The sequence below is a fragment of the Marinobacter sp. LM1 genome, assembly GCF_042763285.1.
GTDB lineage: Bacteria > Pseudomonadota > Gammaproteobacteria > Pseudomonadales > Oleiphilaceae > Marinobacter > Marinobacter nauticus.
Window position 1 is genome coordinate 4,112,362 of sequence record NZ_CP114373.1, and the last position, 12,391, is coordinate 4,124,752.

11 protein-coding genes are annotated in these 12,391 nt (G+C 53.6%); 4 read left to right on the top strand and 7 right to left on the bottom strand.

The genetic code is table 11. The features are described 5' to 3' along the window. Position 1: 1 nt before the first annotated feature. The gene (locus tag OZ656_RS19190) at positions 2 to 628 is read right to left on the bottom strand and encodes a hypothetical protein (protein WP_199452788.1); all 627 of its coding nucleotides are present in this window, start codon (positions 626 to 628) and stop codon (positions 2 to 4) included. Between the two features lie 205 nt (positions 629 to 833). On the opposite strand from OZ656_RS19190, the gene OZ656_RS19195 reads away from it, so the two are divergent. The 4 genes from OZ656_RS19195 (at position 834) to OZ656_RS19210 (ending at position 3,488) form a co-directional block, all read left to right on the top strand. Then, on the top strand, positions 834 to 1,238 hold the full coding sequence (locus OZ656_RS19195; protein WP_011787109.1) for a YjfI family protein: 405 nt from the start codon (positions 834 to 836) through the stop codon (positions 1,236 to 1,238). Positions 1,239 to 1,252: 14 nt separating this feature from the next. Continuing rightward, positions 1,253 to 1,951, top strand: coding sequence for a PspA/IM30 family protein (locus OZ656_RS19200; protein ID WP_014422950.1), 699 nt, complete (start codon positions 1,253 to 1,255; stop codon positions 1,949 to 1,951). Between the two features lie 66 nt (positions 1,952 to 2,017). Next, the gene (locus tag OZ656_RS19205) at positions 2,018 to 2,350 is read left to right on the top strand and encodes a hypothetical protein (RefSeq protein ID WP_011787111.1); all 333 of its coding nucleotides are present in this window, start codon (positions 2,018 to 2,020) and stop codon (positions 2,348 to 2,350) included. Between the two features lie 43 nt (positions 2,351 to 2,393). Then, positions 2,394 to 3,488: a rhomboid family intramembrane serine protease gene (locus OZ656_RS19210; protein WP_023012133.1), complete on the top strand. Its 1,095-nt coding sequence runs from the start codon at positions 2,394 to 2,396 to the stop codon at positions 3,486 to 3,488. Positions 3,489 to 3,514: 26 nt separating this feature from the next. On the opposite strand, the gene OZ656_RS19215 is transcribed toward OZ656_RS19210, so the two are convergent. The 6 genes from OZ656_RS19215 to OZ656_RS19240 all read right to left on the bottom strand — a co-directional run bounded on the left by OZ656_RS19215 (position 3,515) and on the right by OZ656_RS19240 (position 12,373). Beyond that, positions 3,515 to 3,964 (bottom strand): DUF4124 domain-containing protein, encoded by a 450-nt coding sequence (locus OZ656_RS19215; protein WP_153740306.1) that lies wholly within the window; start codon positions 3,962 to 3,964, stop codon positions 3,515 to 3,517. Positions 3,965 to 4,101: 137 nt separating this feature from the next. Beyond that, the gene (locus OZ656_RS19220; protein WP_227548851.1) at positions 4,102 to 5,235 is read right to left on the bottom strand and encodes a hypothetical protein; all 1,134 of its coding nucleotides are present in this window, start codon (positions 5,233 to 5,235) and stop codon (positions 4,102 to 4,104) included. Positions 5,236 to 5,243: 8 nt separating this feature from the next. Continuing rightward, positions 5,244 to 6,572: a hypothetical protein gene (locus OZ656_RS19225; RefSeq protein WP_153740307.1), complete on the bottom strand. Its 1,329-nt coding sequence runs from the start codon at positions 6,570 to 6,572 to the stop codon at positions 5,244 to 5,246. Between the two features lie 133 nt (positions 6,573 to 6,705). Further along, entirely contained in the window at positions 6,706 to 7,269 is a 564-nt protein-coding gene (locus OZ656_RS19230; RefSeq protein ID WP_379944805.1) for a hypothetical protein, read from the bottom strand. A 484-nt stretch (positions 7,270 to 7,753) separates the two neighbouring features. Beyond that, on the bottom strand, positions 7,754 to 11,794 hold the full coding sequence (locus OZ656_RS19235) for a hypothetical protein (RefSeq protein ID WP_153740309.1): 4,041 nt from the start codon (positions 11,792 to 11,794) through the stop codon (positions 7,754 to 7,756). Between the two features lie 39 nt (positions 11,795 to 11,833). Then, positions 11,834 to 12,373 carry a DUF4123 domain-containing protein gene (locus tag OZ656_RS19240; RefSeq protein WP_227548852.1) on the bottom strand — a complete coding sequence of 180 codons (540 nt, stop codon included), beginning with the start codon at positions 12,371 to 12,373 and terminating at the stop codon, positions 11,834 to 11,836. Positions 12,374 to 12,391 lie beyond the last annotated feature (18 nt).

Below are 12,391 nucleotides of genomic sequence, written 5' to 3' on the forward strand. Positions count from 1 at the left end.
ATTAACCGGCCGATTCGCCGGCAAGGAATTCAGCTTCCGGAACCACCCACCAGGCGTTCTTGTCCGGAATATGCTCGATCAGCACCGCGCGCTCGCGATGCGCCAAAGGCGTATGACTACGAACCTGCAGTACCAGGTGGGCACCATCCAGGATCGCTTCAGCCCGGCCTTTGGTTTCCGTAACCGTTGCTGAGGTCACGACACAGGCGGTACCGATAATACGTTTCTGAAGCGGGGGTAAATACGCCCGCCGGAACAGTGGCCGCAGTGGGCGGATAACAACCGCGGTCACCAGAACACTCATCACCAGAGCGCCGGCGATGATCGCCAGCCCGAACAGTGCATGCAGGAAACCATCAGGCACCAGTGCACCGAGCAACAGCTCCGCAAAATAGCTCGCCAACCAGGCAATCAGGAACAACAGAGTAAGCACGAGTGGCAGCGGGACACCCTGGAGCCCCAGGGTCACCATCAGGCCGGAGAAGTCGCCGGAGGCATCAATATCGCCATCGGCTTCGATATCGCCCAGACCCACAAGGGAAATCAGCCAGTAAACGATGGCCACGCACAGCAATACGGAAAAAATGACCGTGGGGAAGGAGAAGGCAATTGCAAAGAATGTATCCATACGCGACCAGACATCCGTTCTGGTAAATCCACTGGGCGACAGTCCGTGTCAGACTGACGAGTTGTTTATAACGTAAACAAACTATTTCTTGCAAATGTTTAATTGCGAGGTATAGACTCGGATTATTGACATAAAATGTCAAGCGACAGGACAAGGTTCGTCCGGATCGGCCGAACCGATTCAACGCCACAGGAAGGAGCTATTCGTGGATACCCAATCTCTCACCCTGGCCCTGGGTGACGCCACCCATGCTGGCCGAACCTTCGATGTCATGCCCATTGCCGGCGAAGAACCGGTGCTGCAGGTGATTGTTTCCGGTGCCGAAGAAACACCGGTGTATATTACCGTAACCGACACCCAGATTCTGTGCCTTGCGTACCTTTTCGACGAACAGGAACTGGCCCCGGAACGTCTGAACGAGCTGCATGAAAACATGTTGCGCATCAGTGTTCCCATGCCCTTAAGCTCTCTTGGCAAAACCGGCCAGCACTATGTGGTCTATGGCGCACTGAGCCCCACGTCCGGCACCAGCGAGATCATGCAGGAACTGGTAACCCTCGCCGAGAATGCCATCGACCTGTTACAGACTTTTGAAGACTACCTGGCTTGAGTGAGGGCTGAGACATGAGAACCGTACTTAAAAAAATCCTGACCGCCATGCGCGGGGGTGTGAACGAACTGGGTGAAGCCGTTGTCGACGGCCAGGGCAACCGGATTCTGGAACAGGAACTGCGCGATTCCGAGCATGAGCTGAAACAGGCCAAGCAAGAGCTGGCGTCACTGATGGCCGAAGCGGCCTCCCTGGCCCGACAGATCCGTACCGAGCAGGACAGCGCCGCCAAGCGTGAAGACGATGCCCGCAAAGCCATCGCGGCTGGCCAGGAAGACCTGGCCCGGGAAGTGGCCGAGCGAATTGTTGGCCATGAGCGCCGCGCTTCGGAGCTGACCCAAACCCGGGAATTGCTGCAACAGCGCATTGTGGGCCTGAAAGACCGGGTTCAGAAAGCCGAGAAACAGCTGGCCGACTACCGCCGGGAACTGCAAGTGGTGAAGACCAACGAGCGGGTGCTACGCACCACCGCGCAGATTGACACCAACATCAACAGCCAGCAGTCCTCCCTGAGCACCGCGAAAGAGACATTGGAACGGATTCGCGAGCGCCAGGCCCGGGAAGAAGACCGCCAGACCGCCAGCGCCACCCTGGAAAAAGAGCTGACCGGCGCAGATCTGGACGAAAAACTGAAAGCCGCCGGCATTGACGGCGAACAGGATGCCGTCAACGATGTGTTGGCACGCCTCAAGGGCGGCAACGCAAACCCGTAAACCCTGAGCGCCCCGAGTTCGGGGCGCTCACTCAAGCACCTCAAAGGCGCTCTCACAGGCAACCCCATGGCGAAGAAACAGGACTGGTCCCGAGAAGAACAGGCCGTTCAGGCGGTACAGATGGCCTTCGACCTGTCCAACGACATCCAGCGCGCCTTTCGCGTGTCGGCGGCCATGCAGGATATGACGACCGCCGACATGGTGCGCAAGGTGCTCCACCTGCCCTACCGTAAAGGCCGTGCCCGCCCGCGACTGACGGTAACCCTCAAAGACGAGGATTTCGAACTGCTGGCACGCAAGTACGAACTGGATCCGCAGGATCGTGCCGCTATTCGCCAGCGCGTGGCGGAGGAGTTGCAGGGATTTGCCAGGCAGTATCTGACTGCCTCGGACCAGTAATCGCCAGGCGCTTCAGAAACCGCTTTACCAGGAAAAGGACGTCATGCCCAGAAACCGCTATCGACAGTGCCCGGCCTGCAATACCGCAAGCCTGGACTCCTCCAGCCATCCCTCCATATTCGACTGCCGCCTGTGCCACGGGCTATGGTTTGAAGATGGCGCGTTAAATCAGGCGATTGCCGAGCATCATGACGGCGTAGACCAGTACGATCACGAGCAGCACCTCGGCCCCGCGCTTCGCACCAGCGACCGGCTTTGCCGGCGGTGCCGCGTGCCCATGACCCACTACCAATTGCTGGCTCACTACACCACGGAAATTGACTGCTGCCCCGGCTGTGACGGCGTCTGGCTCGACAAACACGAAGTCGATCAGGTAATGCAGTCGCCGCAACTGAAGCAGGCCCTTAAAGACCTGAACCAGAAAGTGAGCTGGAAATCCTGGCTGTTCCAGTTCCTGACCGCCATGCCGGTGGAATACAACGTAAAACCCCACCGCACCCCCTGGGTTACCCGAACCCTGGTGTTCCTCTGTGCCCTGGTGTTTGGTGTTGGAGCGCTGTCCCCTGAGGCTAATGAATGGATCTTCGTAAACCTGGGATTGAACTCCGACACCCAAAGCCCGTCACATTTTGTGCTTCAGTTGCTGAGCTATCAGTTTGTCCACGGTGGCCTGATGCACCTGGTCGGGAACATGTACTTTCTGTGGATTATCGGCGACAACCTGGAAGATGCGCTGGGGCATGGTGCCTTCCTGGCACTCTACCTGTTTGCCGGCATTATGGCGGCCCTTGCGGAACTGCTGTTGTTCGATGCCAGCCAGGGCCCTCTGCTGCTGGTCGGGGCCAGTGGCTCCATCGCTGCCCTGTTCGGTCTCTACCTGATGTGGTTCCGGCACGCCAGTCTTACCTTCATGATCATTGTTTACCAGAAGAAACTCGCACCTCACTGGTACTTCCTGATCTGGAGCCTGATAAACCTGTTCGGGATGTTCACAGCCCAGGGCGGCGTGGCGTGGGCCGCGCATCTGGGAGGCTTTGGCTTGGGGTTACTGCTGGGCTACCTGTTGCGGGATTATGTGCTGCGGAAGAATCCGCTGATTGCGATGCTGAATCAGCCGGAGGCTGCGATTAACCGGTAGCCTTGCCGGTTAATCACAATAGGTACCTACTCGCCGCAGGTTTCTTTAACCTTGGCGCGGAAACGGTCACGAATCTGCTGATTTTCTTCCTCAGACACGTACTCCCGCTCACCCTTCTCATTGATATCGTAAAAGGTCGAAACACTCTCCAGGTGCTTGAGACGGGCCTGGAGATTCCGGCATAGCTCCTCCTGCTTTTCGGCCTGTTGCCGGGCTTTCGCTTCTTTGGCCTGACGCTCCTCCCGCTCCTGCTGTTGCTGTTCAAGGAACTCTGTCATTTTCTGCTGCCGGTCACGGGCTGTCGCATCTGCCTGGGCCGGCGCTGCATTGACGCGCACTTCCTTGGAACTGGCCTTCGCCGGGGGACGATCGCCGAAATGGGTCTGACCGTTGGCATCTGTCCACTGGTAGACGGCAGCGTGAGAAAACGGACCAAGGGATAGCAGAAATAAAGCGATGAGAAGCCTGCAAGCCATAACTGAATTCCTTTTCGAATAATGCTTTGGACAACTTTCGAAGGAGTAGTCTACCCGATGATGGGTTTGGGAACTTTGACCGGGTAGTCACAAGAGCCGTCCTACCTGGTTCGCAATGGAAGCCCCCAGTTCACAAGTCAGGACGCATAACTCAGCTTTTCCGCCATCAGGTCTGGCCTGCGTGTTGTATCGATGATGGAGACATCGGTAAACATGTCGTCCACTTTCTGCTTGAAGGTTTTGTCATCCATATCCCGCCAGTAACGCGCCGGACGGCCCGTTGCCTGATCATGCTTTGCGGTGGTCGGGTCAAGGTGTCGATACTGCTCCAGCAAGGGCAGCTCCGGCAGCGGCCTGGTGATGTCCATGTAATTCTGGATGAAATCCCAGTAGGCGTAACACATGGTGGGGCTGCCATGGGCGCCGAGAAGATCGCCAACGGTAACGTCCAGTTTGCTGTATCGGTGAGAGAGCACCAGATCAAACACACTACCGAAACGGTCCACCCTCGCGCAGCACCAGGCATCGAATTCGTAGAAAGGTTTTTCAACCACCACCGGAGGCTTTCTGGGGAGAAAAGGAAACTTTTTCGGGTATTGCCAGACCTTGATCATGCCGGTTCGACGGTTGAATTCCCATTCGGGGCCTCGGCCATTCCGTAAAAGCCATGTCGGGAAGAGGCGGAAGGCCAGATCTGCGATCAAAATGAGAATCCAGCCACCTCCCAGCATGATAAATTCAAATAAACCAAGACTTTGTATGTACTCGGAATAGTTTCTACTAATGGACGTGAACAACGGCGATATCAAAATCAATGTTATCAAATATCCGGGAGAAACAATGTATGCCCAAATCTTACCCGCAATACTCATCATGTCGAAAAAGCGCGCCTGAAAAGCCAATGGTGCATGCCGGAAGCACTCATGATTATTCTCAACATGAAGTCCGTACTTCGCTGCCAGATCCTCTTTTTTCTCCAGTCGCCGCAACTTCTTGGGCGGGTCTCTTGAAATAAAGGTGGGCGGCATTACTTCTCGGGTATTACCCCACGGTAACCGTATGCTGGCTGAGCGATCTAACCCGGTTCGATTTAACTCCTGAGGTTGATTGCTTTGCTCTGGAATCGAGTCAGAGCGATAAGCATAAGAACCGTAATAACTCTGCCACGTGGAACCCGCGAGTTTACTGCAGCCTTTGAATCCGGCTTCAGAGACATTAACCCCATCCGGGGGTGCGTGTGGGCTCATATCCATATGATTCTTCTTGCTCAAAATGGTGTTCAGGCTCGAAAACGACCTTTTCCTCGCTTCTGTTGTTGCTTCTCCTCACGACCCGCTTGCCATTCAGAGACTGGCCCCATCTGGGTATACTTCAGGCCACGTTCATAAGCGCGTGCGAGTTGTTGATTCAGGTTCTGCAGTGCCTCAGTCGGTTTGGCCCAGTGCTCTTTTGGCAGAGGCGCGGACCAGGCTTTCAGTTCCTCTGGCAGGTTCCTCAGGGCCAGTGTCTTGATGCGACGTTCGGTGATGATATGGGCCAGGTATCGCTGGAAGAACCAGTCGCCCACCTTCTTGCTCAGCCAGGGCAACAAGGACATCTCTTTGCGGGCCTGGCGGCATTTAGCTTTGTAGTGGGCCAGGGTTTCATCCTCTTTCGGATCCGGGCAGGCCTCGGGGCCATTTTCCATAAACTGGCGAATACACTCCCATTGGGCCAGGCCGGCCGTTTCATGACCTACGTTGATACTTGCAGCCGCCAAAGCCGATTCCGGGTCGTCTTGATTCGGAATCGCCAGGGTGAGAACCGTGTGCGTAGCCATCAGGCCGGGACCGATATCATGACGGGTTTCGATGTAGGCAACTAGTTTTTCCCAGGGGTAGATTTCGTAGACGAGTCTGGGGTCGTGTTTTTTCTTTAGGCGGAGGCCGAAGAAAAGGTAAGTGCCGACCACCAGAACCTCAATTACCAGAGCTGCCAACAAGTAGTTCCGTACACGTTGAACGTATTCCACCGGATTGTTTTCCAAACCAATAGGCGTATACAGAACTGCGGCAATTGTAAAAGCGATGACTATATAGGCTATTCCAGCTGCATTATCTGTCCAAAACGGGAGCTTGAATTCCTTTCCTTCAGTCCAACGCGGGATGGCTACTTGCCGGCGTTGTACGTTAAATCGCACCGGTGGGGTTTCTTTCACGGCTTTGTTACCCAGGAAATGCATGTACAAGCCCCAGGGTAAAGAAATCAGGAGGTTTCCAATCAGCATTATAAGTGGCGACTCCCAATCCCAATGGTCCAGCGAGTCGGGGCCTAGCGCAAACATCAGACCGAAACCCAAGATACCAGTGGATAACACGCCCAAGCTCAAGAACATCAACGCAAATTCGGCACCAAACAGCAGGTTTCCGCCCTGCAAATCCAGCCAGCCATCGGTCTTTCTCCTAATCCAAGCGTTGACGTCCACCGCTCGCGCCCCTGTCATCACCGGCTCAGGACTCAGAACTAGTAACCGACGGTCCTTGGTTGTGCGGCGCACACCGGCTTCCCAGTTGGATTCAGCCGATGGATGAGATGACAAAGTATCGTTGCCATTGTGCAGATTGGTCATTCCATTAACCGTATATTAATTGGTCTTTTGCAATCAGTAACGAGACCAAACTGTCGACCTCACCCCACAAGCATTGTGGGAAGCACATGTTTTCAAGCAACCCCAAGATTGGCCGGGAGGGCTTCCTGCTCGCTCAGGACGCATAACTCAGCTTTTCCGCCATCAGGTCTGGCCTGCGTGTGGTATCGATGATAGAGACATCGGTAAACATGTCGTCCACTTTCCGCTTGAAAGTTTTGTCATCCATATCCCGCCAGTAACGCGCAGGACGGCCCGCCGCCTGATCGTGCTTTGCGGTGGTCGGGTCAAGGTGTCGATACTGCTCCAGCATGGGCAGCTCCGGCAACGGCTTTGTGACATCCATGTAGTTCTGAATGAAATCCCAGTAGGCGTAACACATGGTGGGACTGCCGTGGGCGCCGAGAATATCGCCAACGGTAACATCCAGTTTGCTGTAACGGTGGGAGAGCACCAGGTCAAACAAAGTGCCAAAGCGATCCACCCTCGCGCAGCACCAGGCATCGAATTCGTAGAAGGGCTTTTCAACCACTACCGGCGGCTTTCTGGGGAGAAAAGGAAACTTTTTCGGGTATTGCCAAACCTTGATCATGCCGGTGCGACGGTTGAATTCCCATTCAGGGCCTCGGCCATTCCGTAAAAGCCATTTCGGGAAGAGGCGTAACGCCAGTTTGGCCATCAAAATGAGAATCCAGCCGCCTCCAAGCATGATAAATTCGAATAAACCAAGACTTTGTATGTACTCGGAATAGTTTCTACTAATGGACGTAAACAACGGCGACATCAAAATCAGTGTTATCAAATATCCGGGAGAAACAATGTAGGCCCACAACGCACCTGTAACACTAATTATACTTACTAATCGAGCCTGGAGAGCCAATGGTGCATGCCGGAAGCATTCATGATTACTCTCAACGTGAAGACCGTACTTCTCTGCCAGATCCTCTTTTTTCTCCAGTCGCCGCAACTTCTTGGGTGGGTTTCTTGACATGAAGGTGGGCGGCATCACTTCACGGGTATTACCCCACGGTAATCGTAAGCTGGCTGAGCGATCTAATCCGGTTCGGTTCAATTCCTGAGTTTGATTGCTTTGCTCGGGAATCGAGTCAGAACGGTAGCTATGCGACCCATAATAATCACTCGAGCTACCATGTGGAGAAACATCAATCGACATTTTCTTGAACTCTTTGACTGTACCAAAATGGCTGGTCTTCACTGCTAAAGTCAGGTTGGGTATGACGCTCGTCCGATTTACTAAACACGAGAGGGTCTTGCGGTGGAGGCGCCGGGAAGACCATCAACATGGATTCGAGCGATTGCCTCGCCTGAATCTGGACTTTGGCCTTCCATCTATATGTTCGCGTTTCCCACGTATCGCTCTGCCAGACTGCAGTCTCTAATTTGCGTCTCGCGCTCTCAGGTGCATTCAGATAAATATGCAAACCCGTACCAGACTCCTCTGTCATTAGTACATAAGGCTCCAGATCAGCCCCTTCTATTCGGTTATTCTGAACGTGACCCGATCTACCTTTAGCGACAGCAATCGTTTCGTTGAGCTGAAGCTTCGGTAAAACAGTGACAACCCCGCCCGAATTGAACAATTCAGGAATGGCGCTCTCAATCACAAAACGCTCACCAGCCATCGACAAAGCGGCCACCTGATCATCGCTGTAGCCCTCCAGAACGCCGTCTCGCGCCATTCGTCGCAAGGGATTGTATTCAAGTCTGACCGTGACGCCCATTAACTGGCTGATCAAGCGATAGTAGGCTTCATCTGGTTTTTTCAAGAAGGGCTTCTCCGCCAAAGGCCCGAAAGGCCCATGCCGCATCCAGATGTCGAGCGGTTCGTCGCTGAATGCGAAAACCGTCGCCAGGCCCGCTACGGCCAGGATAACACCTACCGCCAGCCAACCTTTCGGCCCTAACACCAAAAGAAGTCCTGATTTACCTACAACACTTGCGAATCCGAAAGCGATCCCGCTACCCGCCAGCAATCCATAGCCGAACGCCGCTTTGTGATTTCCCATCCGATACTCGTAATAGGCATCCCACCCGGCATCCAAGGCCATAAGAAAACCGGCTGCAGCGCCAAGCCCACTTCTTACTGTTAGTGGAGCACCAAGAGATTTAACGAAAACTCTTCCAATGTCTTCTGGCAGTTCGAGCGCCAAGATCTTGGATGGCCCCAGCACCCACCGTTCACTAATTGCCGTGCCCGCAACAAACAGATCAAAACCCGCACTGAATACTCGGAGGCCGGCACGATTGTTCCCTTTAATCCTTGCATCTTGAGACCGCCCTGACCAAACGCTCGCTGAGTTAAACACCTCAATCAAACCAACAAATACCGGAAAAGCTGGTTTATTCAACACCCGATATAAACGACTGGATCTGTTACTGTTAATTTCTGCCTGATCAATCTTGTTCGCCGCATCGTTCGCGGCCTCCAGGTCACGGATATACTGTTCTTTCTTCGCAACACGGCTTCTCCGGCTATCAATCTCTTGCTCGAATGCTTTGAGTTCCCGTTCCGCTCGGGCAACTTCAGCTTTTGCCGCCTCGATTCTTTGCGCAGCGGCAGCCATTGCCGCGGCGGGGGTGCCGGGACTCGGCCCAACGAGCTCGTCGAGTTCAGCTAACGCACGCACCGCTTGCCGGAAGTCAGACTCAGCTTTCCGGATATCCTCAATTAACGTCACAACCGTTTCTGTTTTAGGGACTGCCAGCACGTATACATCCTCAGCAACCTCGGATGCGATACCCGCAGCCTTGCTGCGTCTTCTACTTGTTGACGCGCGAACGTCAGGTTCTTCGCCTGCCTGTATCAAGTCCCCAAAAAGCTCTACAGCCCGCTTTCCAGTTCCAGACCTAAGTTCAGCCTCACTAAACTCGAAGATGAAATAATCTTTCTGACGCGCTTTCGAGAGTCGCATCAACTCCACTTTCCCTAGAAGCTCCGGTAGGGACCGACGTAATTGCTCCAACGAAACAGAATAAAGCTTCATTCTGCCTGCAACCGCCGTTTTCATGATGGATTGTTTCTGCCGGCTCAGTTCTTTGAAGCGTACGTCGAGCTCGATTAGTTTGTTCCGGATCGCCTCAAGCTCAGCTTCTTTCCCTCTGAGGTTGTTAATTCTCCGTTCGATGTTCCAGCGTTGGTTTTCAAGATTGGAGATTTCTATTCGAAGCTCTGCCAACTGCTTTTTTATAGCCGCCAGCTTTGCATTTCTCGCCTCAATAGCTTGGCTGGCATGATGAATCGCAGCCCACATATTGCCGTGGACACTCATCAAAACCTGACTACCGAGCCTCATGTTCGCCGTCAGAAGTGTTTCGTAGGACCCTGCGGCAGCTTCGACTGCTAATTCAAGTCCATCGATCGTTTTTAGCTCTTCAATATCGGGAAGGTCGGTAATAGACATGGCAGCGAGTTCCGTTTCGCGGAACTGCCCATTGCCATGATTGACCTGAGGCTCTGCCGGAGGTTGATACGGTTTTTTCTGATCTTCCGGGCTGAAGCGGGGAAACAGCAGAGAGTAGAGAACGCGACTGTGCCGGCCCTCACACAGTCCCTGTAACCAGTGTTTTCCTTCACCATCGACCGCACCTTCAACGTCAATGTCGAGGGCATCACATTCCGCCGGTTCGGTGACAAGGTTCATCACCAGAGATGTTACGAAATTGAATGCACCAGCGTAATCATAGCTGTCATGAGTGAACAAATCCGTCAGAACATGATGGGTGCGTTCGTTTGATAGCAATTCCAATAGCTCAGAATGCACCTTCTCGAGATAAGCTCGCCCCATCTGACGCTCAGAAACCGCAAGCGAGCGTTCAAGCTCTGCTCTGCCCTGATTATTTATTTCCGCCATGTGCTTGTGAAGCTGATTAGGCTCCGACGCAATGTGTTCTGGCTCGATTACAGAATGGACCAGCAAGGCAGAGTCAAAGTATGGTCTTGCCTTGGCGCGCCGCACAGCGGCATTCATATACCAGGCCGCCACCTGTCGACGACGCTGATTGTATCTAAGCTGGTAGATCGGATCGTCCAGCAGAATAACGCCAATGCCACGTTTTTTTGCATTGATCGTAGCATCCGTCTCAGCAGTTCCAGAGCCAGGCCAAGTGAAGGGCTCTGGGTCCTCTGGCCGACACTGCTGTATCAATGCCTCCTCAGCCTGGTGCAATGATCGATGCAGGCAATTGCTGAGAGCAGTCATCTCCGGTCTTTCGTCTTCGGCGATCGGGTCTTCGGGATCCGGACTTTCCTGCCTCTGGTGAATGGACTTTGCTTTTTGCATAGCCCGATCCGGATAGGTTCCCTCTAAATCCAACAGATAGTCATCTGGGCGGTCAAACTGCCACTCCAATGCGGGCACTCGGGAACGTTGCGGTGAAAGATACTCAGCAAGAAATGCAACACTGTTACCGTTGGAAGTATTGGAGTTCTCTACACTTTCCTTCGTTTCTGATCCAAAACGCATATCGATGCTAACGCAACGATTTTCCCGGTCTGTAGCGGAGCGCTCCAAATGCATCACGCGCTCTCCCGGCCACTGCGATTCGCTGAAGGCCATCTCCAATGTCAGCCAATCACTGTTAATCCGGGCCGGTATCCAGATTTCACTCATTGCGGACCCAGTGACTTTCCGGTATCCAGGCTCTAGCTGACCACTGCGCGAACGATACTTGGTAAGCGCCACATCGTGATACGAAGTTTGCCCTTCTTCATCTATGCGGATTTCAATTTCACGCCATAGCTTTTCCTTGTAAAAGATATACAGGAACCCCGCACGAGCCAGAACCTGGCGGGCAGGCTTCTGCCCATGTAGCTCTATGCCTGACAACAGGGTCGCCGGCACGACCGGCAGTACGACGTGGCGTTGATGCTCAACCTCCCTTTCGGTGCTGGTCGCATCATCCAGAAAGGGCACCCGAATCGGGCCATCTTCAGACTTGATTTCTATCCAGACATTCCTGGAGGGCTGCCCCTTCCAGGGCCAGACATGCAGAATGGAATTTTCCAGAGGTTCTATTTCAACCTGTTTCTCCAACCACTCTTGCTGCTCGTAGTTGGTTTCATCAAAGATTCGAAAAGCATGCCCATCCGGATGCTCTTTGCCGATAACCTCGATAATCAGCGATTCGTCCTCGCAAGTCTGGCTACAACCAGCTGTAGACTGCTTTGCACTATTCTCAGACATCCCTGTCATTCCTTGCGTTCTAAACGTATCAATTCAGACTCAGGCATCAGGCGTGTTCAATGCCTGCCACTGAGTTTCTGAAAGCGTTGGTACGGGCAACATAGTGAACAGATTTGGTCTGTCGGTGGTTTGCCAACGTTCCTGACCACTTTCTCCGTACCAGTAAATAACCCGTTCAATCACATCCGCCTGGTCTTGAGTCCCCGGAGATAAGCGTTGCCATACCTCAGGGTCGTAAAGTCGCAGCAGGCCCTGTCTTTCCCCGTCAAAGCGCACTGTCAAGCGAGCCCTTAGCCAACCCGTCACGGAATCAAGGCTCTCAGAGGACTCCAGAATCAGCCCGATAAGCCGCCCTTCTTTCAATCCTTTCAAAGCCCACTGATACTCCGGGCTCTGCTGTTTAGCTTCCAGAACAACGGGGCTTTCGGCCAGGTACTGTTGCCAGTCAGTCTCAGCAAACAGATAAAGCCACTTCGGAACGTCTGTCTGCTCATACAAAGACCGCACAACCGATGGTTTCTGCTGCGCCTCCAGCACTAAAAAACGCACCTTGTCAGTCGAAGGTTGTGCAAATACCACAATGGGCTCCTTCACGTA